At 44.2% G+C, this 22309-nt stretch carries 25 protein-coding genes; 9 read left to right on the forward strand and 16 right to left on the reverse strand.

What is annotated here, in order from left to right; all coding sequences use genetic code 11:
* Window positions 1–51: 51 nt before the first annotated feature.
* Window positions 52–795 (reverse strand): sporulation protein, encoded by a 744-nt coding sequence (locus tag Q8W40_RS14850; RefSeq protein WP_126607568.1) that lies wholly within the window; start codon window positions 793–795, stop codon window positions 52–54.
* A 123-nt stretch (window positions 796–918) separates the two neighbouring features.
* Window positions 919–1353 carry a hypothetical protein gene (locus Q8W40_RS14855; RefSeq protein WP_305398368.1) on the reverse strand — a complete coding sequence of 145 codons (435 nt, stop codon included), beginning with the start codon at window positions 1351–1353 and terminating at the stop codon, window positions 919–921.
* Window positions 1354–1624: 271 nt separating this feature from the next.
* Between Q8W40_RS14855 and Q8W40_RS14860 the strand changes: the two genes are divergently transcribed.
* Entirely contained in the window at window positions 1625–2257 is a 633-nt protein-coding gene (locus tag Q8W40_RS14860) for an SDR family NAD(P)-dependent oxidoreductase (protein ID WP_305398275.1), read from the forward strand.
* A gap of 111 nt (window positions 2258–2368) precedes the next feature.
* Here Q8W40_RS14860 and Q8W40_RS14865 read toward each other — a convergent pair whose 3' ends face one another.
* From Q8W40_RS14865 to Q8W40_RS14905, 9 genes are all read right to left on the reverse strand, one after another.
* Window positions 2369–3379, reverse strand: coding sequence for an acyltransferase family protein (locus Q8W40_RS14865; RefSeq protein ID WP_305398277.1), 1011 nt, complete (start codon window positions 3377–3379; stop codon window positions 2369–2371).
* 355 nt (window positions 3380–3734) lie between these two features.
* Window positions 3735–4448, reverse strand: a complete 714-nt coding sequence (locus Q8W40_RS14870; protein ID WP_305398279.1) for a helix-turn-helix domain-containing protein — start codon at window positions 4446–4448, stop codon at window positions 3735–3737.
* A 98-nt stretch (window positions 4449–4546) separates the two neighbouring features.
* Window positions 4547–5068, reverse strand: coding sequence for a GNAT family N-acetyltransferase (locus tag Q8W40_RS14875; RefSeq protein WP_305398281.1), 522 nt, complete (start codon window positions 5066–5068; stop codon window positions 4547–4549).
* 175 nt (window positions 5069–5243) lie between these two features.
* Window positions 5244–5690 carry a methyltransferase family protein gene (locus Q8W40_RS14880; protein ID WP_305398283.1) on the reverse strand — a complete coding sequence of 149 codons (447 nt, stop codon included), beginning with the start codon at window positions 5688–5690 and terminating at the stop codon, window positions 5244–5246.
* 65 nt (window positions 5691–5755) lie between these two features.
* On the reverse strand, window positions 5756–6343 hold the full coding sequence (locus Q8W40_RS14885) for a Crp/Fnr family transcriptional regulator (protein ID WP_305398285.1): 588 nt from the start codon (window positions 6341–6343) through the stop codon (window positions 5756–5758).
* A 64-nt stretch (window positions 6344–6407) separates the two neighbouring features.
* Entirely contained in the window at window positions 6408–7907 is a 1500-nt protein-coding gene (locus Q8W40_RS14890) for an SgrR family transcriptional regulator (RefSeq protein WP_305398287.1), read from the reverse strand.
* Window positions 7908–7934: 27 nt separating this feature from the next.
* Window positions 7935–8939 (reverse strand): Gfo/Idh/MocA family protein, encoded by a 1005-nt coding sequence (locus Q8W40_RS14895; protein WP_305398289.1) that lies wholly within the window; start codon window positions 8937–8939, stop codon window positions 7935–7937.
* Between the two features lie 169 nt (window positions 8940–9108).
* The gene (locus tag Q8W40_RS14900; protein ID WP_126607578.1) at window positions 9109–9243 is read right to left on the reverse strand and encodes an entericidin EcnAB; all 135 of its coding nucleotides are present in this window, start codon (window positions 9241–9243) and stop codon (window positions 9109–9111) included.
* Between the two features lie 144 nt (window positions 9244–9387).
* Entirely contained in the window at window positions 9388–9783 is a 396-nt protein-coding gene (locus tag Q8W40_RS14905) for a RidA family protein (protein WP_305398370.1), read from the reverse strand.
* 173 nt (window positions 9784–9956) lie between these two features.
* Between Q8W40_RS14905 and Q8W40_RS14910 the strand changes: the two genes are divergently transcribed.
* Window positions 9957–10652, forward strand: coding sequence for a helix-turn-helix transcriptional regulator (locus tag Q8W40_RS14910; RefSeq protein ID WP_305398290.1), 696 nt, complete (start codon window positions 9957–9959; stop codon window positions 10650–10652).
* Between the two features lie 31 nt (window positions 10653–10683).
* On the opposite strand, the gene Q8W40_RS14915 is transcribed toward Q8W40_RS14910, so the two are convergent.
* Window positions 10684–11565 (reverse strand): LysR family transcriptional regulator, encoded by an 882-nt coding sequence (locus Q8W40_RS14915; RefSeq protein WP_305398292.1) that lies wholly within the window; start codon window positions 11563–11565, stop codon window positions 10684–10686.
* A gap of 203 nt (window positions 11566–11768) precedes the next feature.
* Here Q8W40_RS14915 and Q8W40_RS14920 point away from each other — a divergent pair, with 203 nt between their 5' ends.
* Window positions 11769–12956 (forward strand): MFS transporter, encoded by a 1188-nt coding sequence (locus Q8W40_RS14920; protein WP_305398294.1) that lies wholly within the window; start codon window positions 11769–11771, stop codon window positions 12954–12956.
* A gap of 202 nt (window positions 12957–13158) precedes the next feature.
* On the forward strand, window positions 13159–13761 hold the full coding sequence (locus tag Q8W40_RS14925) for a LysE/ArgO family amino acid transporter (protein WP_305398295.1): 603 nt from the start codon (window positions 13159–13161) through the stop codon (window positions 13759–13761).
* A gap of 123 nt (window positions 13762–13884) precedes the next feature.
* Here the strand turns inward: Q8W40_RS14925 and Q8W40_RS14930 are convergent, their stop codons facing one another.
* The 4 genes from Q8W40_RS14930 to Q8W40_RS14945 form a co-directional block, all read right to left on the reverse strand.
* Window positions 13885–15168 (reverse strand): extracellular solute-binding protein, encoded by a 1284-nt coding sequence (locus Q8W40_RS14930; protein ID WP_305398296.1) that lies wholly within the window; start codon window positions 15166–15168, stop codon window positions 13885–13887.
* Between the two features lie 69 nt (window positions 15169–15237).
* Complete coding sequence (locus Q8W40_RS14935; RefSeq protein ID WP_305398298.1) at window positions 15238–16110, reverse strand: carbohydrate ABC transporter permease; 873 nt, start codon at window positions 16108–16110, stop codon at window positions 15238–15240.
* Window positions 16110–17249 carry a carbohydrate ABC transporter permease gene (locus Q8W40_RS14940; protein WP_305398372.1) on the reverse strand — a complete coding sequence of 380 codons (1140 nt, stop codon included), beginning with the start codon at window positions 17247–17249 and terminating at the stop codon, window positions 16110–16112. The genes Q8W40_RS14935 and Q8W40_RS14940 overlap by 1 nt, the downstream gene beginning before the upstream one ends.
* Window positions 17236–18336: a cellulase family glycosylhydrolase gene (locus tag Q8W40_RS14945; protein WP_305398300.1), complete on the reverse strand. Its 1101-nt coding sequence runs from the start codon at window positions 18334–18336 to the stop codon at window positions 17236–17238. Before Q8W40_RS14945 ends, Q8W40_RS14940 begins: the two co-directional genes overlap by 14 nt.
* A 193-nt stretch (window positions 18337–18529) precedes the next feature.
* Here Q8W40_RS14945 and Q8W40_RS14950 point away from each other — a divergent pair, with 193 nt between their 5' ends.
* The 5 genes from Q8W40_RS14950 to Q8W40_RS14970 all read left to right on the forward strand — a co-directional run bounded on the left by Q8W40_RS14950 (window position 18530) and on the right by Q8W40_RS14970 (window position 22291).
* Window positions 18530–19537, forward strand: coding sequence for a LacI family DNA-binding transcriptional regulator (locus Q8W40_RS14950; RefSeq protein WP_185829781.1), 1008 nt, complete (start codon window positions 18530–18532; stop codon window positions 19535–19537).
* 15 nt (window positions 19538–19552) lie between these two features.
* Window positions 19553–19972, forward strand: coding sequence for a GFA family protein (locus Q8W40_RS14955; protein WP_305398302.1), 420 nt, complete (start codon window positions 19553–19555; stop codon window positions 19970–19972).
* Between the two features lie 14 nt (window positions 19973–19986).
* Window positions 19987–20520 (forward strand): cysteine hydrolase family protein, encoded by a 534-nt coding sequence (locus Q8W40_RS14960; RefSeq protein ID WP_305398304.1) that lies wholly within the window; start codon window positions 19987–19989, stop codon window positions 20518–20520.
* Between the two features lie 51 nt (window positions 20521–20571).
* Window positions 20572–21156 carry an NAD(P)H-dependent oxidoreductase gene (locus Q8W40_RS14965; RefSeq protein WP_305398305.1) on the forward strand — a complete coding sequence of 195 codons (585 nt, stop codon included), beginning with the start codon at window positions 20572–20574 and terminating at the stop codon, window positions 21154–21156.
* A 112-nt stretch (window positions 21157–21268) separates the two neighbouring features.
* Window positions 21269–22291 (forward strand): alpha/beta hydrolase family protein, encoded by a 1023-nt coding sequence (locus Q8W40_RS14970; RefSeq protein WP_305398306.1) that lies wholly within the window; start codon window positions 21269–21271, stop codon window positions 22289–22291.
* Window positions 22292–22309 lie beyond the last annotated feature (18 nt).

Here is a 22309-nt window from a genome sequence, read left to right on the forward strand (position 1 = left end):
TTCAGACAAGTTAGCAACAGAGTCTCGTCTTACTTAGAGCTGTCTTTCAGACTAAACAGAAAGAACGCGTGATACTGCTGCTTGCACTTCTCGCGCAGAAGCGTTTCGGTTTAACGTGAAAGATACATATTGATCTCCACGAAGACTCATTGCTCGGTCAACTTCAGCCAAACAATGAACCACGTCGCCCTCTAGAATAAACGATAGTTCAATCTCTTTGCTGGTGACAAAGCCATTGTTGCGAAATTCAATTTCCTGATAACAACCTGAGTGCGACTGAAATGTGTTCGCGCGTAAATGCCCTTTTTCAACGTCTGCTTTTACCATCGTAAACCCTGCTGATTCGATAGCAGATATCACGCTGGAGACGACAGGGAGAGGTTTCACCTCGACAAGATCTCGGTCTTTAGGGTCGATAGCAAAATCAATATCCAACGTTGTTTCTACCCAAACATGACATAGGTTGTTTAGTGCATTCAACGCCGTTACTGGTGTTTCATCGTGAAGCTTGAGTTCAAAATTGACTTGTTTCTCTTCACCTGGGCCAATAACAAAAGGTTCAACCGCTTGAAGATGACCCAGCACAAAAGATGGGTAGCTCGTGCCACTGTCTGATTCCTCTTTTACTTGAGTGCAAAGTTTCAGTTTTATCGCATCAATTTGTTGCTCAACATCACCGCCTTGAATATGAACTGTCCCTTCTAACGTTTCACCTTGAGAAAGGCTCATATTGTGCAACACCGTATCCACTTTCGCTGCACCAATACCTAATGACGCCTTTAACTTTCCAAACATCTGTATTCCTTATTATTTGTTGAGACAAAGATTAGATATGGGTTGTAGCACGTAGATTCAAGCATCAATAACGATACATCACTCGAAAAGCTGCCTTCGAGTTACAAAAGCAAGCTTAAACACTCAACTGAGCTTTTCGAGGTACCAAGTTCCATGACAAGGCCCATTGTTTAGGTTCCACTTCCCATGAATTTTATCGCTCGCGACCTTGCCAGCAAATCGATAATCCCATTGACCATGGCTTGCATACAATGTCAGATCTTTGTTCTCTGATACCCAACCTTTGAGCGGTGTTCCGTTGTATGTGAGAACAAAGGTGACCAGCCCATCAACCACGTCGCCTTCTATTGTGGTTGGTTCGCATAAGCTGCTGTTCGATTCGTTGATCCGACGACCTACCCATTTCCCATCAAATTCACTCGATACATTAAAATCAGGCGCTTCTGGCAATTTAGGGAACGAATCTGGGTTACTTGATGCAAACCAATCAAGTTTGCTTCCCACCAGCAGAAAAGCCACAAAGGAAAAAGTCAGTGTATACGCCGCTATTTTTTTCATCATTCAGTGAAACCAAGAAGTAGTAACCAAATGAATTATATGAAATAAAAACCAAAATCGGGTGATTCGATGTAAACCCTGCGATTCGCTTCTCAGTAGAAATTAACCCACTAAAATTTTCACTTTCCTACAAGGAGTGTGAGCCACTTGTATTCAACCTTTGTCCCATCTAGATCGGACCAGTGTGTACGAAAACGATTCCGTGTTTAATCCATTGGTAATCTTATAGTTAGACATGTAAATTATTCTTATTCACATTTGGAGATTTACTATGAATACCGTCGTTATTTGGGGAGCAGCCAGCGGTTTAGGCGCCGCTATGGTTGAGTACTTTCATCAGCACGATTATCAAGTTATAGCTGTTGCTCGCACACCAGAGAAAAACCCTCGCCTTGCAGAACTTGGGGTTAAAGCGTTGATCTGTGATGCCACCGTTGAAGCGCAGGTAAAGGAAACCGTCGGTCACATTCCTAAAGGAGCACTGGTTATTTCGACCATGGGAAGTTTCCGCGCTGAAGTCCCCGTAGATTACATTGGTCATCGCAACTTAATTAATGCACTAGAAGGACACGACGTTAAGCGCTTTTTGCTGGTCACCTCACTGGGGTGCGGGGATTCGTGGCAGTACTTATCAGAGCGCTCAAAACAAGGGTTTGGTGCGGCTGTGCGTGAAAAATCTTTGGCGGAATCTTGGCTTCAAAGCAGCAACGTTCCTTTCACTATTTTAAGACCGGGCGGTCTGAAAGATGGTGAAATCACAGAGAAAGGTGAGCTGTCTCAGAACGATGAAGTGCATGGGCTGATCCATCGCAGTGAAGTCGCGCGTTTAGCGCAGAAATTGCTTACTGATGACAGTGCACTTGGTCAAGTTTATCAGTGCATTGACCCAACACTCACTTGGTAACACCCCAAGATATATACTCAAGTAACCTTTAGTATCCTATTTTGAGAGAACCCAGCAGAAAGTGAACTGTTTTGCTGGGTTGTCGTTTAACGAAGCTACAGCTAAATCTTATTAGTTACGTGGCAGGAAAAAGCGAGAAATAGGTGCAGATAGGATATAAGGAATACGAAACGCCTCAATGACTTTGTGCGCCACTAAAGGTGCCAGTGTGGCCACTGCCATACCAACAATCAAATGCACCGATGCAGACTCGATCCCCATCCCTTTTGTTAACACCACTCTCACGCCACTGCCGGCTAATATATGCATGACATAAATCGACATCGACGCTACTCCTAGCGTTTTCAAAAAACCAAAAGATCCTTTAGATATCGTGATGGATAGTGACGTGACAAACGCTATCGAGCAAATAGCAACAATCAGTGATTCTGCCCCTCTCTGGCTGTAGTCCAACCCCCATAAGCCGTGATATACCCACTGCATAAAGGCAAATAAAATTAACGTAACGCCCAGTGCCACACCTGATTTAAAGAAGCGTTCTAAAGCGTACTGAGTGAAGATTATTCCTAAAGAGAAGAACACCAGGTTTTGAGTTAAGTAGTTAATCAGAGTGACGTTTGGCAAAAATGAAGCAAATACGTACAGCAATACCGTGACGACAAAAAGCCCCATCCCCAACGCTTTAGAACCGATGGAATACACGACAGAGCTGACTAGAAACACAAAGAAAAGCGCATACAAGAACCAAAACTGGGCTCTTGGCTCCCAAAGCAATGCAAATACATCACTGAAAGATACATTCCCGTTAGTGTAGTTCGATAAAACGGCTTCAATACTGCCTTGCAATAAAGACCACAAAACATACGGGTAGAAAATGGTGTCCACCTTGCTGAACATCAGTTTCTTAGCACCTCGCTTGGAAAACGAACGGTAAAAAAACAACCCTGACAAAAAGAAAAATAGCGGCATGTGAAAGCTATAAACCACGCTGTCTGCCATATGATAAAACGCAGTAGGCATATCTATGTTGGCGTTGAACAACCCTCTCGCCACATGCCCATACACTACAAGTAGAATACCTATACCTTTTGCGTAATCGACCCAATCCGTTCTATTTTCCACGTCCTACCCTATTTTATTTTTGCTTATTGGCTGAGTTACGACGATCTGTTAAAGCTCGCCAAAATCCCTCAAATAATGCCTTAAACGCATGACTCTTATTTGAGACGACTTGACCTTTTCCTTACAGCTCAAGCCAGTGAAACTACAAAAAATAAAACAAAATCTTGCAATTTCAATTGGTTAAATGGATAACACGTATTATTATTACAGTATTAGCTCAACAGGATTTGAACCAGCTTCACCGCCTGAATTTTCAGTATTCGCGTTAACTTGGATACTTGAGGGGCTCAGCTGGCTTTTAAATAGGGGGGAGGTATGTTTAAAAAACTCAATACAGACAGGGGTTACCTAATAATTAATTAGCTCTTCTTCGCTCTACGTATAGCCCAACAATGCCTGAAACAAAACAAAATACACCAAGCAATTCTATCCAACCGTTGACTAATCTTGCCTTCTCCACTTTTCCTTTTAGCTTAAAGACTCTATACCCATCGTCGACATCTATCTTGAATTCGCTTCCTAAACGCTCCTTCTTCAGAACCACTTCTGTCTTCATTCGTTCTTCGAATGATTTAATCAACTGCTCTCGCTGTTCTCGGTTTTGGCTGCCTGATGGAAGCGTTGCTCGCCAAGACGTCAATAAATCTTTCGATTCCCCTTCATAAAGGATCCCGCTAGATTCATAACGATAGTAAGTTTCATCAAAAATGACCGCACTCTTCCCTGCGTAAAACAACACAAAACCTGCAATTAAAAAAATGCATGAGATGGTTAATATACGTTTCTGAAGGTTATCGCTATTCGCCTGCTTGCTTTGGACCCATGCTTTAACATCTGGAATTTTTAAAAGTTCTGACTCAATGTATTCTGATTCAAATGAACGAATGAAATCATCTGTTTTTGTGCCTAGTGCCGACAGTAATCTAAGGAAAACGTCGTTGGACGGAGTACATTTATTGTTCTCAAGTTTGGAAAGATAAGATTGTTCAATCCCTGCTTGTTCAGCCATCTCTGGCTGGCTTAACCCTAAATCATTGCGCATACTCTTAATTTTATCGCCTAGTTTCATGTATGGTCTCCAATACCATGTCAAAGGCTTATGATTCTCAGGTATTCATATAGAAATGAGAAGAGGAATATCCATTAATAACTTTGAATATCAATATATTAAGTAGGAAACCTTTGTTTTCCGACTTCTTTCATAAGCCGAATATCAATGATGGTTTCGCCGTCGTATTCCGTTTTTTCGAATTCACCAGTCTCAACAAAACCAAGCTTTTGATAGAACTTCATAGCCGATTGGTTATTGTCTAAAACGTAAAGAGAGATACGTTTGATAGCCTCTGCTTTTACCACTTGATTAAACGCGTTCATTAACTGTGTTCCGACACCTTGCCGGTATAGATAAGGGGAAAGGTACAGCTTGCTTAATTCGATAACATCCGAGTGGGTGGGATTGATGTAGTAGGATAAAAAGCCGATCACTTGCTGGTCGCGCTCAGCAACAATAACGCATTCACTTTCCGTTTGAATGATGCTGCTCCATTCTTTTCTTCTCACATCAAGGGTATAGCCCGATATGTACCCTTGAGGCATTAATCCTTCAAAAGCTACGCCCCAAGAATCCACATGTATCTGGGCAATTTGGTTTATATCTTTTAGTAACGCGGATCTTATCTCTACAGTCATTGTGTTTTCTCAGTACTTCTTTTTCTAAAAGCTTACCTGTTTACTCACCAAGTAAGGCGGCAAACCTTAACAGAATTCATCATGCAAACTGACGGGAATAGCATGAAGTGGCACGCAATTCCCCCTTATTTCGTCCCCCTAAATCAACGACCTTTTGGGTTAACCTGGCCTCTGGTTAGATCCAACGCCTCACAGAATTTCGATACAGGCTGTATTCCTCACCAAATTTCTTGATCATTTCTCGCTCTTCATAAGCGATATACCACCGATCCGAAACGACAACATAGAACACAACCAACAAAAACGATGAGATAGCTGCGCCAAATAAAACAGCAAATCCAAATAACGAAATGGAGAACCCAAGGTACATAGGGTTTCGGGTGAATTTGAATGCGCCTGTTGTTACCAGCTTTCCCGGTTCATCAAACGTCATTATGTTGGTTCCAACTTTGCGAAACAAAGCGCTACTTCTACCCGCGAGGGCAATACCAAAAGCAACAAACAATAAACCTAGAAATGAATAAGGCATGGTGATTAAGTGAGGTGAATTTGAGTACCAACAAACAGCACCCATCGCGAAAACCGTCAGCACAAATAAATAGGGGGGAAGTAACTTTTTCATCTGCGTATCCTAAAAACTTAATGAGGAGTTGCAGTCTACTTGTTAGAAAAGTGGCAAGCCTTAACTTATGTTAAGCCCAACTCTCTGCGGATCCGTGAAAGCGTCACATCCGTAATACCTAGGTACATAGCAACATGACGTAATGGAATAAGGTGGCTTTCTTCCGCAAACTCGCTTAGGAAGTTTTGGTACCGTGTTTTGGCATCCAATAGTAAAAACTCCGCCTCTCGACGTTCTTTCTTCAGAACCAATTGCTCATAGATTTTTCTTACAAAGGCGTTCCAATAAGGGTGTTTTTCCGACAAAGCTATAAGGGAGGAATAAGGGATAGAGGCTAGGCTGCATGATGTGATGGTTTCAGCATAAAAAGGGCTCGGAGCAGTCGCGACCAGCGAGCTTACGCTAGTAAATGCACCACCCGCTTTCACTAGGGATTTGTTTCGCTCTAACCCTTCTGAATCAAGGTAGTAGTATCGACCAACACCTTGAAGTAAGAAATGCACATCCGTAACGATATCACCCTCTGAAAAAATCGATTGTTTCTCTTGGTAATCAGCAAAAGAAAACTGCTGAAGATCATGGGGGTCGTACTGAATATTCGGTACCACCCGAGCTAAGAAGTGTTTTAATCGCTGTTCAGATGATTCGCTCATTTTCCCTACTGTTTCAAATTCCAACTAGCGGATAGATTACGTCTATCGAAGAGATTATGTCTAACTACAATTCTAACGGCAGATCCGAAATCCAGATATCGCCTAACTCACACCAACCAAACCCGTTCACTCGTGCATTCTCAATTTTTTTGGAAACCGCTAAATTGAACGACTCTTGCTTCAATTCCACCACCATTCCGAGTGCTTTTGCTTTGGCTTTTAGTGCTTCTAACCCTTCCAATGCATCGGCATGATTTGTGCGCGATCGAATGCCCTTGATATCGCTCTGAAAACAATCTGAACGAAATGGGTATAAGCAAAAGAAAGACAACCACGAAATAAACGCATCATTTTCATCAATGATGCTGCAAAAAGCTTGTTCGAAATCTTGGTGGTAGTGCCCATATGGGACAACTTCAACTTTATGATTTTCACCGTTCGTGTTTAAAGCAGCAAAACTTAGCGCTTGGCATTCCGATGTATCTTCGCTGCTTATCTTCAAGTTGTCGCTGCAAAATCCGATATCAGTACCATCTTCCTTGTTAAGGATTTTTAAAAATGTAGACAGTTTCTGGCTTTCAATGGATTGTGTTTGATCAGGCATTTGTAGGCACACTTGGTTTACTGCGCAGCTTTTGCTTTTCGCCCAATCTGGATAAACCCACAACTCTACTCGTTTCAGTATGGCTGAGCTATGGCTGTATCGGTCATTCCGACCAAGCCTAAGCATTTTCGATGAAAATACATCAAGAGAAAAAGCGCCAGACCCTATCAAACGTTCACTGGAAGGCAGCTTAAAGATTGATGCTTCCGCTCGTGAAAGCAACCGAGGTAAATACCAATCTGCCTGACTCAGCGTGATTTCTATTAGCTCGTTCGACGTCGCCTTCACACTTGTTATGTGCCGATACAAACGCGCCCAACATTGAGTTGAGACGAGAGTTTGCAAGCATCTCACTACATCTTGAGCACTCAGCAAACTTCCATCATGAAAATGTACGCCGCTGCGAACTTGAAAATGCCAGCACGTCGCACTGGAATTGCTACGCCATTGATAAGCAAGGTCGCCTTCTAACTTACCGTTATGGATACACGTTAATCGTTGGCAGATCTGAGTCACCAAAAAACGTTCCGTACGGCGCAAAGAACTGAACGGGTGTAATCTTTCTAGCTCTCGATGAAATGGGATATACGCGATTCGTTGAATGGCTTCTTGCGATTGCGCTAGGTAAGCTTCCAGCTCTTTTTGAGGATCTCTGCCCCCGAAAGACAACACATTAAGAAGCTGTTCTACGTTACCGGAATCAGCCAAAGGATTCGCAATTTCATAACACGCTTCTATCGGCTCAATACAACAAGACAACCGCGCTTTTTTGTTTCGCCCAGATTGGGCTACCCAATCGATCCACCCAACTGCGACCATTTTTTTCAACAGCGTTTGAACGTGCCGCTCACTGACGTGCAAGAGCGCCGCCAGTTCACTTATCTGACATTCCGATGTTCCGGGGCCATAAGTGCTAAACAACCGTTCGTAGATATCGAGTTTGCGTTTAAGGTTTTCCATTCCATCCTTTTCTTTGTGTTACGGGCTTTATCTCTGGGTTAAGTGTGCGTAACCCGCGTCTACTAAGCTGTGTTCCATAATCGACAGTACTTGCTCGGTCACGTGAGGTTTTAAAACGGCTGATAGACGCTTTTCATCAAGCAGGAGCTGGGAAAAATGTTCTATCTCGTATTCAAACCCATTCCCTTTTATCGGGTGGTTTATAGAAAAAGATCCATTTTGAGTTTCGATGCTGATATGGCTCGGGTTCCACCACTTATCATGAATGGTAATGGTCACATCCCTGCCTTTTAACACCGCCTCGCGAGGCAAGTCTTTTACGATGGAAGCAGAGATTGTTCCGCTTATCGCGCCATCAAATTGGAAGAGTGCATCTTCATCCACTTTGGACTGCGCAAAAGAGGTCGACATTTTAACGGCTGGAGTGGAAACCTTAACATTGAGTGTGTCACACAAATCGCAGAACAGCCATAAACCGTATACGCCTACATCCAATGTCGTCCCGCCTGCCAGCTCGTGATTGAATATGAACAAGTCTGGATCGAAATCGTGCTCATTACCAAAGCCCGCTTCTATCGAAGTAAGTTGAATTTGGTTATCTACCAGGTAGCTCTTCAACTCTTGGTATGCGGGAAACGCCACCGTTTTCATGGCTTCTAATAGCAAAACGCCCTGTTGTTTTGCTAATGCGCTCATAGCAAGCCAATCTGCTACGTTCGTAAAAGCCGGTTTTTCCACTAGGACATGCTTTTTATGTTTAAGAAACAATTCTGTTAAAGGTTGATGGTAAGGATGAACCGTCGCCACATAAATGGCTTGTACGTTCGGATCTTTCGCTAACGCTTCGTAGCTTCCATAAAAGGTATCGCATCCATATTTCTCTCCAAAACCTTGAGCTCGGTTTTGGTCTCTGGCTGCCACTGCATACAGCTCGGCATTGTCGCAATATTGTGTTAAGGCGGTAGCAAAGCGCGTCGCAATGTTTCCTAACCCTGCGATGCCCCATTTTATCTTGTTGTTTGATGCGCTCATTGTTTAACTCCTTAGTAATGCGCAGCAGTGTAGCGAGAGACAACGCTATTTAATATGGAACAAAGCCACTGAGTTGTTCTGTGTTTCTCTCTCAGAAATGTTTTTCCAACAAAAAAGCAGCGTATTCAAAATACACTGCTTTTTGATAATTCAGTTTAAAATGAGCCTATTACTCAGTCGCGTCGTGGATAGTCTCTTTTGTATCTTTCCAAATCTCGGATGAATCGTCTTTAACGCCTTCCCAAGTTTTTGCGCAACCACCAAGAACAAAACTCATAGCAACAATTAAAAAAGACACTCTCATAATGTAAATCCTTACTCGTTATTATCTTGTTGTGGATTCTAACAAAGAAGGAAAAATAATGCTTACTCTGCGACTTAATTGATACTGGTTTGCTTAGTAATGAGAATGTTTTGGTGGTTATTCAATAGCCTACCGCCAGAACCATTAGTCTACGGCTATTGCTTCTATTTCAAATAGCAACTCAGGTAGCGCAAGCCGGGTAACCCCTAATAGCGTCATTGGGGGTGCTGCGTTGACTGGTCCCATTCGCATTCCAAGAATATCGAAATGTTTCATCGCTTCGTCCACATCCGTGGTGTAAATACGCAATTGAGTAAGATTGGCGAGCCCCATGTCTGCTGCTTTTAGCACTGTCTCAAGGTTATCCATAGCCAAGGCAATTTGGTTCCGCATGTCCCCAATGTGCTGCGGCGCACCTTCTGCATCCACCGCTGTTTGCCCTGCGCAATTTAGCTGACGACTAGCGCCTTCAATAATTTCAGCTTGGCTGTAGCCAAGATTCAAAGACCAATTCCATGGGTTAACGGCTGTTCTTTTCATCACTTCTATTCCTATGTTGGGTGAGTGGAATAGAGCATAACGACACTCTACTGACAGCATGGTGTCAGTAGGGTTAATTTAATATACTCACCTAATCAAGGGCGTATCACTGAGCTAACGCCACAAGTACAAAATTCAGTGATGACAACAAATTTCTACGCAGGAGCAAAAGAATGAGACGAGCAGATAGGCTACTAAAAATGGCTCATTATCTTAGAAGCCGCCATCGCGCCGTCACCGCACAGCAAATTGCCGAGGAATTTCAAATCTGTACTCGCACTGTTTACCGAGACATTCAAGATTTGGTTACGTCGGGCGCACCGATTTATGGCGAAGCGGGTGTAGGGTACATCATCGACAAGAAATACTACCTTCCCCCTGTCACCTTTGATATTGATGAGCTGGAAGCGATTGGCCTTGGCATCAGCATGGTACGCCAATGGACCGATGATCCCTTTGCATTGAAAGCAACAAGCGCTCTTGAAAAAATTCAAGCAATCTTACCAGCCCAGCTTCAAGGCGAATATCAACAAATCACTACCTACTCCATGCCAAGTGAAGCGATTCTTCCGTGGAGCATCAGTTTCTCCGACCTCCGTGAATGCATACGCGAAAAACGAAAAATCGACATTCATTACTGTGACGACAACAAGAAAACGACTTCTCGAACGTTGCGCCCACTTGCACTGATATTTTTTAGCCCCGTTTGGCTACTCGTTAGCTGGTGCGAAAAAAGGAAAGACTTCCGCCATTTTCGCCTCGATCGCATTCAATCTATGGTGTTAAGTGACGAGTATTTTGAAGATGAAGAGGATAAAAATCTCGAAGCGTATAAAGCCCAAGATGAACAATGTGAGGGGATAGGGTAATTCTTTCCCCCTTCAGTAGAGAGCACAAAAGTTACAACAACAATTTTGGCTGAATAAAATCTATGAATACCGAAATACGCTTAGCGACGGACGACGATCGGTAATACACCGCATTGATCTGTTCCCTATCGGCACTTGAGAATTTTTCTGTTTCGAGTAATGGAATTAGCCGACCTTCCTCGATGTCTTTTTTCACCATAAAGCCAGACAAACACGCTATGCCATTACCTGCTAATGCCAGTTGACGAACGGTCTCGCCATTACTGGATACAAATTTCGGATCTAATACATCAAACCCTTTTAACGGCCATTGGTTCAACACTCTAGCCCCTGAGAAGCCGATGGTGTCATGTACTGAGAGGTCGCTGGTTTTCTGAGGAATGCCGCGACACGCTAGATAGGCAGGCGAAGCAACAATGTATAGCGTGCTTTTACCAAAAGGTCTGGCGTGGAGTGTAGAGTCGTTCAGTCTCCCAATCCGAATCGCCAAGTCGGTTTTCTTCTCTAATAAATCCACAAACCCTTCATTCGACGTCAATTCCAACTGGATGTTAGGAAACGCGTCATTAAATGGCTTTACTAATGGCACTAACTGATGAAAAACAAATGGGCTTGCTGCGTCCACTCGCAACCGACCTTTGGGCAGATCGCCACGGGAAATGACCTCTTCTTCTGCTTGTTGGATTTGCATCAAACCTAGCCTAACCGTATCGACAAACTGACGTCCTTCTTCTGTAAGCTCTACCCGACGTGTCGTTCGATTAAAAATGGAGACATTAAGCTGACGCTCAACCTTACTCACCGCACGCGACACACGTGCCACCTGTATGTTTAATGCTTCGGCTGCGGCTGAAAATCCCCCTGAATCCACCACCGCCAGTAACATTTCTAAATCATCCGATCGGGTTAGCATGTCTACTCTCTACATTCATAAGCTGAAATCATTTTATTGCATATTCCACAAAAGTCATTTGTTAAAACCTCTATTTTTAACAATTATTAGATTCCGCATAATTCGCCTCTATTCATTGGGACAAGTACGAAACACACCACTATCGAACGATACGTGCTTCTCAGAACTTTCATTCTCAGAACTGTCATGGAGAGAACAACACTATGCCTTTAGCCCTTCTCGCATTAACGCTCAGCGCTTTTGCTATCGGGACCACCGAATTTGTCATTGTGGGGCTGATTCCTACAATGGCGGCCGATTTACAGGTTTCCTTACCCTCTGCTGGATTGTTAGTTAGCCTATATGCGCTCGGTGTCGCGATCGGCGCGCCCGTTTTAACCGCACTCACTGGAAAGTGGAATCGCAAACACGTGCTTCTTTTCGTGATGAGCTTGTTTGTGGCCGGAAACTTGGTGGCTTGGCAAGCGCCAAACTACGATACGTTGATCGTTGCTCGCATATTGACTGGGCTGGCTCATGGGGTATTTTTCTCGATAGGTTCAACCATTGCCACAGGGTTAGTGCCAAAAGAAAAAGCCGCCAGCGCGATAGCGATTATGTTTACAGGTTTAACCGTGGCCCTGGTAACGGGTGTACCTTTGGGTACCTATATTGGCCAAACTTTTGGCTGGCAAGCCACTTTCTTAACTGTCGCCGTGCTTGGTCTAATTGCCTTGATTTTCAGTTTGCTCCTTGTGCCAAACAATTTAAAGCAACCACCAGCCACCAAGCTGTCTTCGCAACTTCGAGTGCTCACTCACCCTCGCTTATTGCTTGTCTATGCCATAACTGCCTTGGGTTATGGCGGCACCTTTACCGCGTTCACTTTCCTAGCGCCTATTCTTGAGCAAGTCTCTGGGTTTAGCTCTAGCGCCATTGGTTTGATTATGTTGGTTTACGGCGTTTCAGTCGCAGTGGGTAATATTTGGGGTGGGAAAATGGCCGACAAAATGGGACCAATCAAAGCCCTCACTATTATCTTTTCAGGTCTCGCGACTATTTTGGTCGTATTTAACTTTACAGCAGTTAACCCAATTGCCGCGACGGCAACCATTTTAATTTGGGGCGCATTTGCATTCGGTAACGTACCTGGGTTGCAAGTCTATGTGGTCAACTTGGCAGAGAAACACACACCTGACGCGGTCGATGTCGCATCTGGGCTGAACATCGCTGCATTTAATGTCGGCATTGCTTTAGGTGCTTGGGGTGGCGGGCTTATTGTGGCAGAAGCGGGATTAATGCATACGCCGTGGGTGGGTGCAGTTATCGTTGTCATAGCTATTGCTCTCACTCGATTCAGTGGAAAGCTCGATAAGAATAAAAAATTCGAGCTCGCCAAGCAGACGGCTTAGCCCTTCTCAGTTTTAAACACCTACCTAGTTTCAAACCCAACCGACACGATCAGTCATGGCGTGTCGGTACACTTATCCTACAACTTCCATTCCTCCCCTTTAGCTTTACTTATGCCTCATCAGAATAACTATTTGAGTAAAGAGTCACTTTTCAGGCATGCTTATTTAAGGATTGCTCATTAATGACGTAAAAGGAATTTGAATGTTATCAACTTACATAGCCGGTTTTAGTCTTAGCCTTTCGCTTATTCTGGCTATTGGTTCGCAAAACGCGTTTGTGATTAAGCAAGGAATAAAGAAACAACATGTCTTTCTGGTGTGCTTAGTGTGCGGCACATCCGATGCCATCCTGATTTCTATGGGAGTATCCGGCTTTGGTGCGCTTGTTCAGGAATTCCCCTCGATAGAGCAATTTGCCCGTTTCGGTGGGGCTGCGTTTTTGCTGGTGTATTCTTTTTTGAGTTTCAAATCCGCATTTAAAGAATCTCATGCCATGAACCTTGTAGGTGAATCCGAATCATCTTGGAAGAAAACGGTTTTAATTTGCCTAGCGTTTACGTGGCTCAACCCTCACGTTTATCTGGACACGGTAGTGCTGTTAGGCTCTATCTCAACTCAATATGAAGAAACAAAATTCTATTTTGGGCTGGGGGCTGTCAGTGCTTCACTCGTGTTCTTTTTCAGCCTAGGTTATGGTGCTAGGTTACTTAAACCTTTGTTTCAAAAACCTTCTTCATGGAAAATACTGGAGTTCTTGGTTGGCGTTATGATGCTCTTTATCGCGATAAGCTTATTGTTAGGCTAAGTTTATTGAGCCTTACATTACAAGTAGAAAAAAGAATCGGTACGTGGATGGAAATAAAAAAGGACAGCCGACTTTCGCAGCTGTCCAAACTCCGTGCGCCACGGAAAACGTTAAAGGACCTTATTAACGTAAATCTTCAACATCAATCTGCGCGTCTTCCAAAGCGTCATCAACCGACTTACCCGTCAACCAAACAGATTGAAATTCACGGTTAAGAACATCTTGAATGGCTCCATACTTCGCTGATGGCGGTGTGTCACCCACTATATCGGCAGTCTCGACGTATTCGTTGCGATGTGGGAGTCGTTGGTAAGCACTAGATTCTAGGACCGACTTCCTAACAGCCATATGCCCAGTGCGTGCCCAATCCAAGTTATGCTTGTATATCCATGCGAGTGCTTTCATCGCAGCATCGTATTTTTTAGCATCCTTTTTCACACTGGCTGGCATTACCCATATGTGTGAATCCGCCCATGTAGCAGGCTGATCAAATAGCTTGGGAAAACTGGCGATTTGATATTCGTTTAACGCAACGTTGGTGTCCAAAGCTTGCTGATCATAAAAATCGACGACCCATGTACCATTCACTAGCACCGCCGACTTTCCGTCTAAAAATGCTTGTTGCGATTCAGCATAATTAAGCTGGGGATTGGCGTACCCACTACCAAACAGATCCGTGATGGTTTTCAACGCGTTTCGTGTTTGCTGTGTATCCACCGTAACTTCATTTGAATCAAAGATATTGCTGTTTTGTTGCCACAATAAAGCAAGCACTAGTCGGACACCGATTGGAAATTGAGCAAAATCTGCCGCCAGATAATCTTTACCCGTTTTTTCCTTCATTTGCTTGGCATGCGCCAATAATTCGGAGGGTGTGGTCGGTAACATTGGTTTGCCATTGCTGTCGACTAACCCAGCTTGTTCAAACAAATCTTTATTCAAGTGCCAAAGGTTGGCGTGAAAATCCATCGGTACGCCGAATGCTTTTCCTTGATAACTCACCGCATTGCGTGCGCTGTCAGTCCAATCACTGGTGTCTATCCCATATTGTTTTAAGTCGGCGTCAGTGAGTTCAGCTAAAATGCCAACACTTGCAAACTCTGGCACTCGATGTTTGTGCATAACATGAACATCTGGTGGTGTACCACCTGCATAGCTGGCTTTTACTTGATCGTAATAATTTCCCCAGTCCGTAGGAAGCGTCGTCACCTTCACCCCATTGTTTGCACTGTCAAAGGTTCCAATAATCGATTGGATAATACATGCTTCACCAATCGCGTCTGCAACGACATTAGAGGGTTGCTCACATGCACCAAAAAATCGACCTAACGTAATCTCTGTATCCGATGCCAACCCTTCTGTTGAAAGGGTAGCGAACACGAGTGTTGCTATTAATTTAAGTTTCATTTCAAACTCCTTTTCCTTGCTTAAACGCAAGCGTTCCTTAGCCTTGTGAGCAAACTTCTGTTGCCCATGTTATTTCTCTCCGCCTAAAGCGAAGCCCTGAATAATGTACTTTTGAAACATTAGATAGGCGGCAATAACGGGCAACGACGCAAAAACGCCAGATGCCATCAACCGGCCTAGCCCTTCAGACTGTGCGAAGTTGCCCTGAATCGAAGCCAACCCAACGGTTATCGTGAACATATCGGGGCGCTGAGTTGAAACCAGCGGCCACAGATAATCGTTCCACGAATACAGAAAAGTGATGATGCCCAACGTAGTGAGAACAGGCTTTGCCAGCGGCATAAATATGTAGATAAAGCATCGTATATGACCAACACCGTCCAGCCGTGCGGCTTCGGTGAGTTCATTCGGTACTTCTTTAAAAAATTGCGTCATCATGAACACGCCAATGGGCAACGCGACGCGAGGCAATACCAGTGCTCCGTATGTGTTGTGCCAACCCAGATCTGCAAATAAGGTATACAGCGGTATAAAGATGGCTTGCTCTGGAATAACCAGCCCTGCCAGCACAATTGGGTAGAGAATTTTTTTACCCACAAACTGAATGCGAGCAAAGGCATACCCCGCCAAACTGGATAGCAATAGCACTAAGAAAGTGGTGCTGCCAGAGACGATAACGCTATTTAGGAACCACCTCGGCGTTTGCCCATACGAAAATAAGGACTGATAATTTTCAGTCGTGAAAGGAACAGGGACTAAGCCAAGCAAGGTGTTTCCTGTCTCTCTTGCCAGTAATTCATTTGGTTGAAACGACAAAGACAGCATCCACAAAAAGGGCATTAACCATACCGCGGCAAAAACAACCAGTAATGCCAACATGATTGTATTTGTGGTTCGTAGCGAGAACAGCGAGCGTCGGGTCGAATTTGTTAATCTATTCATTATTCGCCCCCAGTTTTACTGAGCCGCATATGTAGCAGGCTAAAAAAGAGCATGAGAGCAAACAAAATCATTGCCATCGCCGATGCGTAGCCAACTTCAGAATCTCGAAAAGCGGTTTGATAGATGTAGCGAACCAACACTTGAGTTCTGTCACTGGGGCCCCCGCTAGTCATTAGATGTGATTGCCCGAATACTTGGAAATGAAGCACAATAAGCATCACAACAACAAAGCTGGTTGTTCGCCTTATTGAAGGCAACACGATGTACCAAGTTAACCGCCACCCTCTCGCGTTATCTAATCGAGCGGCTTCTAATCTGTCTTCTGGAATGGCTTGCAATCCAGACAAAAACACAACAAGTGCGAAACCAAGTGACCACCATACTGTTGTGATTACTAGGGCTGGCATCGCAAGGGATTCATCGGTTAACCAAGACGGTGGGGTAATACTGAAAGAATGGAGAATATTGGCGATAAACCCTTGTTGAGGGCTGTACATCATCTGCCAGATAAGAGTGACCACGGTGACAGACAGCACTTGCGTACCAAAAAAGATCGTTCGCATTACAGCAGAAAGCCGAGTGGGCTTATTCAGCTTCATTGCCAACATTAGAGCGAGAACCGTAATGGAAGGAACGGTTAGAGCGACAAATTCCAACGTGTGAATCACCGATTGCCAAAAGCGGCGATCACCCATTCTAAAATGGCTATCCGTGCCCACCCCAAGGACAAATACCACAATAAAAAGAGCCGAGACCAATATGAGCACCTTGCTCACGGAAACCCTTCGCTGTGTCACCCACCGCCACGCCATATAAGCAATAAGGCATAACAAAGGTAATCTTAGGTACCAGAGCTGGGTAACATCAAAGTGCCAACGGCGCGGAAAAAGCAACTTTTGATAATGGTCTAAACCAATGAACGTTTTTGCGTCCGGATTAAAAGCCACCTCTAATAGATTCCAATCATGAAAACTGATCCAAACGCCTTTCATGAATGGATAAAGAAGAAACGCAAACATGATAACGGCATAAGGAGCAACAAACGCCCATCCAATGATACTGTCTTTTCGGGCTCTATCTTTTCGAGCTCTATCTTTTCGAGCACTGGCTTTTTGGATATTGGCTTTAAGGTGCTTCATCACAGTGACTCCCAAACGAGAATTGACGAACCAAATCCACTTCTTCTTCACTGTAGGGGTGACCCATTTCATCTAAAAAGTCATGAAACCATAGAGATTCATCGTCCTGATTCACTTCAATGGATGGCCATGGAAGTGACGTTTGAATCTTGCCTCTCACCAACCCCCACTGCATCACACCGACAGAATACTTCTGCATAATTGGAAGTATAGATGCGTAATTTGAATCGCAGTGACGAGCAAGCCACTCTGTGCAATACATTGGTCGGTCAAGCACTGCCAAACGCTGAACAATTTTCTGCATTTCTTGTGGGTTCACATACGCGTGAAAGGTAATAACATCCGAGAGCTCTAAGCACATTTTGTCGGTAGGGTGCAAATAAGCCGTCTCGCCAGCGTTATCGGTTGGGACGTGCCAAGCGCCTATTGTCAGTGGTTGCTCTGGCGAAACTTGCCGAGCCCATTGAAAACAATGCTTTGCTAACGATTGACTGTACTGTTCGAGTTCTTCGGTAAATTCAAACTCACCGAACTGAGTGAAAATCATGCGATTCGTCGGCTCGTTATACAAATCCCACATGATGACTCGTTGATCGTCGCTAAACTGCGCGATGATGTCGGTAACGTAGCGTTCGATGAATAACCAGTTACTGGTATCCATGACCATATTCCGACCAGGAGAACCAACCCCTCTGCTATTGTGTACTCTCGGGATGGGCGCTTTTTGAATTCCTGTATGACCAGGCTCACCTCCAAACTCACAGTCATCTAATAACGTTAGAATCACCTTCAACTCAAAGCGCGCACATACTGAGAGAAAATCATCCACTCGTGAAAGCAACGCTTTGCTGTCTTTTTGCCATTCCAAAAACGGGAGGTTTGTTCTCACACAGTTAAACCCAACATGCTTAGCCCAGCTCAGCTCTTGCTCTATTGTAGGAAGATCGAACGTGTTCTCAGACCACATTTCGTTCCAATTTACCGCCGTCCTTGGTAGGTAGTTAAATCCACAAAGCGAAGGCTGACTCTTCCACCATTTATTTACTTTCTCTTTCGACCAGCGCTCCAGTTTTCTTTCATCTTCCATGCTCTAAAAACCTGCATATTCCCGTTGCAAACCATTATTAATATAATTAGCTAATATTATTAGTTGATCAAATATTAATCACACCAATGTGATCTAACACGACTTTCTTTCGGTTGGGATACACCCATAAGGTAGGGACACGTACACTGAAAACCAGATAACCAAAGCGATAAAAATGAAAGGCTTCCAAGACATGAAACGTGTAACCATGACAGACATCGCACACGCAGCCGGCGTTTCGCAGGGAACCGTGTCTTTGGTTTTGAACAACTCCCAATCTCTTAAACTTGCTGAAGAAACACGCAAGCGAGTACTTGATGCAGCCGATCAGTTAGGCTACAAACGAAAAACGCCTATTGATCACAACAGAAAGCGAAAAATTGCCGTTATTGTGAACGACCTCGTTAGCTTGGATCCGTTTGTTGATGCCGTTGATGCCATCACAGAGAGTGCTCGGGAGAACAATCGCATCGCCGTGTTATTCAATACGGCAAATAATGAAGATTTAGAAGACGATATCTTTAAAGAGATTTCTAGCAACGACTACGACGGTATTATTATGGCGTCCTCTATGACAAGGGCACTGGATAAATCACATCGCTTCCTAGAAGGTAAACCAACCGTACTGCTTAACTGCTTCATTGAATCCAGCAATACGTATTCTTCTATCGTCCCAGACGACCTTACAGGCATGTATAACCTCACGAATCATCTAATCGAATCTGGTCGGAAAAATATTGCATTTATTGGCGGCGAAGAATGGATGATGGCAACTCAAAAGCGTCGAGAAGGATTCGTGAAAGCACATTCAGAACACGGTTTAGCGGTGAATGAAGACTGGCTATTTAATGCCGATTGGTCGATGAATAAAGCGTATCAAACTACGTTAAAGCTATTGAGCCAACAGCCAATCCCTAACGCAATAGCCTGTACCAGTGATCTTATGGCAATGGGTGTGGTCAATGCACTATTGCAAAAAGGGGTCAGAATACCGGAAGATATCGCTGTCTGTGGCTACGATAATCAACCCATTGCAACGGATTGTCACCCACCGTTAACCTCATATAGTTTACCCTATGAAGAAATGGGTAAAATGGCAGTGGAAATTCTCCTACAAAAAGTCGAAGATCCAACAAGTTACTCGGCTAAATATGAAGCACACGGAAATCTGGAAGTACGTGATTCTAGCCCCAACCATTAACCGACATAAGATGATATGACGACTTCAAATACCCACAAAGGCTCCTGCCTTTGCAAAAAGGTCTCTTTTGAAATAATGGGGGATATCAAAGCGGTTACGCACTGTCATTGCAAGATGTGCCAAAAGTCTCACGGGGCGGCTTTCGCTACATACGCGGCCACTCGAAAAGAGCATTTTTCTCTAATAGGAAAAGAGCATCTCGCTCGTTTTCGATCTTCTGAGGACGTGACACGATCTTTCTGTACACACTGCGGGGCGAATGTTCTCTGGCAGGATTCAGGAACATTTAGCAGTGAATGGACAACCTTTGCTCTGGCGTTACTTGATACTCCATTTGAAAGAGAAAAACAGAAACATATACATTTGGAATCCAAAGCCCATTGGCTATCAATCAATGATTCTCGACTAAAACACTCTACTGATGCGAGTGAATGAAAGGACACAATAGAATGAAATCAGCACTCCTTGTAATAGACGTACAACAAGGTTTAATGGGACCCAAACCGCAACCGTATGAAACAGAAAAAGTCATAAACCGAATAAACCAAGCCACAAGCTGGGCGAGAGCGAAAGATATTCCCGTCATATTTGTGCGCCATGAAGCCCCGAACTCCATCGTTGAAATGGGCAGTGAGGGCTGGCAAGTACACCAAGATTTGGATCAGGTTGCAGCGGATTCTTACATCAACAAAACCACACCCGATTCATTCCACAACACCCCTCTGCAAACCTTACTCGACGAACACCAAATCCAACACCTCTACGTATGCGGTTACGCCACAGAGTTTTGCGTAGACACAACCACTCGACGCGCCGCAGGTTTGGGCTATCCGGTAACACTGATTTCAGATGCTCATACAACGCATGATAAGCCTCACGCGAGCGGAAGTACTATTCGAGAACATCACAACTGCACACTTCCCTCTATTCAAAGCTTTGGCGTTAAGTTAGCGGCTATTCCTACGGCTGAGTTAGTTTCTTAAGGTATCCCCTGACGCTCTTGACCCTTATTAAATTTCCCCTAAGGAGACACTGTGAATACATTGGTTGTTGTAACGCACCCTATTCAATCGAGCCTCTGCCAACACTTGGCTAAAGAAGTCATTGAACACCTCGAATCGAAAGGGCATTCGGTTACGGTTAAAGATTTGTATAAAGAACAATTCGACCCGGTATTGAGTGAAAACGAACGTCAAAGCTATTACGCCGATCATTTCGATGCTTCTAAAACGCAATCTGATATTGAGCAACTCGAAAACGCAGAACACTTAGTCTTGGTGTTTCCTACTTGGTGGTTTAACTTTCCGGCTATATTGAAAGGTTGGTTTGACCGAGTATGGGTGCCGGGAAGAGCGTACAACCACTCCGAAGATATGAAAGCTATTACCCCTAATTTGGGAAATTTAAAGAAAGTTACTGCAATCACTACATTGGGTTCTCCATGGTGGGTTGATCGCTTTGTACTGCGTCGTCCCGTTTACAAAATTCTTAAATTTGCCTTGCTTGGGGCTTGTGCTAAAAACTGTTCGTTCCAAATGTTTTCTCTTTACCAAAGTGAAGTTGCCAAACAAAACCAAGTGACCAAGTTCTTAAACAAGGTAAAAAACAATATTCTGTAGCATACAAAATGTAGCAAATTAGGTTTTAGGGCGTCCTCGATCGTGTTCTAGGACGTATCTAGCCTAGCTTTTTCGCAAAATGGCTTCTCTATCCACTCAATGAGAAGTCGTCATGAAAAAGCTTTATTCACTCTTTTTGTTCGCCTGCCTTTTGTTCCCTTCACTGTCGAATAGTCAAGACATCGGCTTTCTACAAACATCCATCGAGTCAGACACTCGTCCGCTTAACCTGACCGTTTGGTATCCAACGCGTGATAACACGGTACTGAAAGTAAAAGTGGCTGACAATATCGCTTTTGAAGGTATATCGGTAAGAAAAAATGCTCAGATTCACCATGAAAAGCGTCCGCTCGTCATGCTCTCTCACGGCTATCGAGGCAGTTGGCGTAACCTGAATTGGTTAGCAGAATATTTGGTGGATTCCGGCTACATCGTGGCTGCACCCGATCACCCAGGGACCACCACATTTAACGCATCTCAGGAGCAAGCAGCGATGTGGTGGGAGCGCCCAAGAGACATCAGCCGAGCGATCGATTGGATGCTTAAAGACTCCGAATTTCACTCCGTCGTTGATAGGAAAAATATCGCTGCCATTGGACACTCTATGGGTGGATGGACAGTAATAAACCTTGCAGGGGGTATAACTGATTCGACTCAAATTAAACAAGAATGCTTGGCTCACCCTAATCCACAAGTGTGCAAACTGCTCCCTGAGATGGGGTTGGATAAGCCAACAAAACAACACAGTCATTTAACCGATGAGCGCATTAAAGCGGTCGTATCGCTCGATCTCGGGCTGGCAAGAGGCTTTATTCCCGAAAGCCTGCATGACGTCGCCATTCCGGTTTTGATTCAAGCGGCAGGCACTAATACGGCGTATTTGCCCCACGAGTTGGAATCGGGATATCTCGCTTCCATACTCCCAGAAAAAACAACGCGCTATGAGTTAATTCAAGACGCAACACATTTCAGCTTTATGCAGCTATGTAAGCCTGGTGGTCGAGCGATTATCGAAGAAGAGCACAAAGGCGACGGCATGGTTTGTGATGATGGAATGAAGCGAACTCGACAAGAACTGCATGCAGCAATGGCAGAGTCGATTAAAAATTTCTTAGCAGCGTCACTCACCCACTAAGCAAGACACCGCTGATTC

Origin of the sequence: Vibrio penaeicida, from assembly GCF_030689305.1 — a bacterium.
Taxonomy (GTDB): Bacteria; Pseudomonadota; Gammaproteobacteria; order Enterobacterales; family Vibrionaceae; genus Vibrio; species Vibrio penaeicida_B.

Coding starts and splice junctions, on each gene's coding strand:
- Q8W40_RS14850 (WP_126607568.1), bottom strand. CDS start 795: ATGTTTGGAAAGTTAAAGGCGTCATTAGGTATTGGTGCAGCGAAAGTG.
- Q8W40_RS14855 (WP_305398368.1), bottom strand. CDS start 1,353: ATGAAAAAAATAGCGGCGTATACACTGACTTTTTCCTTTGTGGCTTTT.
- Q8W40_RS14860 (WP_305398275.1), top strand. CDS start 1,625: ATGAATACCGTCGTTATTTGGGGAGCAGCCAGCGGTTTAGGCGCCGCT.
- Q8W40_RS14870 (WP_305398279.1), bottom strand. CDS start 4,448: ATGAAACTAGGCGATAAAATTAAGAGTATGCGCAATGATTTAGGGTTA.
- Q8W40_RS14875 (WP_305398281.1), bottom strand. CDS start 5,068: ATGACTGTAGAGATAAGATCCGCGTTACTAAAAGATATAAACCAAATT.
- Q8W40_RS14880 (WP_305398283.1), bottom strand. CDS start 5,690: ATGAAAAAGTTACTTCCCCCCTATTTATTTGTGCTGACGGTTTTCGCG.
- Q8W40_RS14885 (WP_305398285.1), bottom strand. CDS start 6,343: ATGAGCGAATCATCTGAACAGCGATTAAAACACTTCTTAGCTCGGGTG.
- Q8W40_RS14890 (WP_305398287.1), bottom strand. CDS start 7,907: ATGGAAAACCTTAAACGCAAACTCGATATCTACGAACGGTTGTTTAGC.
- Q8W40_RS14895 (WP_305398289.1), bottom strand. CDS start 8,939: ATGAGCGCATCAAACAACAAGATAAAATGGGGCATCGCAGGGTTAGGA.
- Q8W40_RS14900 (WP_126607578.1), bottom strand. CDS start 9,243: ATGAGAGTGTCTTTTTTAATTGTTGCTATGAGTTTTGTTCTTGGTGGT.
- Q8W40_RS14905 (WP_305398370.1), bottom strand. CDS start 9,783: ATGAAAAGAACAGCCGTTAACCCATGGAATTGGTCTTTGAATCTTGGC.
- Q8W40_RS14910 (WP_305398290.1), top strand. CDS start 9,957: ATGAGACGAGCAGATAGGCTACTAAAAATGGCTCATTATCTTAGAAGC.
- Q8W40_RS14915 (WP_305398292.1), bottom strand. CDS start 11,565: ATGCTAACCCGATCGGATGATTTAGAAATGTTACTGGCGGTGGTGGAT.
- Q8W40_RS14920 (WP_305398294.1), top strand. CDS start 11,769: ATGCCTTTAGCCCTTCTCGCATTAACGCTCAGCGCTTTTGCTATCGGG.
- Q8W40_RS14925 (WP_305398295.1), top strand. CDS start 13,159: ATGTTATCAACTTACATAGCCGGTTTTAGTCTTAGCCTTTCGCTTATT.
- Q8W40_RS14930 (WP_305398296.1), bottom strand. CDS start 15,168: ATGAAACTTAAATTAATAGCAACACTCGTGTTCGCTACCCTTTCAACA.
- Q8W40_RS14935 (WP_305398298.1), bottom strand. CDS start 16,110: ATGAATAGATTAACAAATTCGACCCGACGCTCGCTGTTCTCGCTACGA.
- Q8W40_RS14940 (WP_305398372.1), bottom strand. CDS start 17,249: ATGAAGCACCTTAAAGCCAATATCCAAAAAGCCAGTGCTCGAAAAGAT.
- Q8W40_RS14945 (WP_305398300.1), bottom strand. CDS start 18,336: ATGGAAGATGAAAGAAAACTGGAGCGCTGGTCGAAAGAGAAAGTAAAT.
- Q8W40_RS14950 (WP_185829781.1), top strand. CDS start 18,530: ATGAAACGTGTAACCATGACAGACATCGCACACGCAGCCGGCGTTTCG.
- Q8W40_RS14955 (WP_305398302.1), top strand. CDS start 19,553: ATGACGACTTCAAATACCCACAAAGGCTCCTGCCTTTGCAAAAAGGTC.
- Q8W40_RS14960 (WP_305398304.1), top strand. CDS start 19,987: ATGAAATCAGCACTCCTTGTAATAGACGTACAACAAGGTTTAATGGGA.
- Q8W40_RS14970 (WP_305398306.1), top strand. CDS start 21,269: ATGAAAAAGCTTTATTCACTCTTTTTGTTCGCCTGCCTTTTGTTCCCT.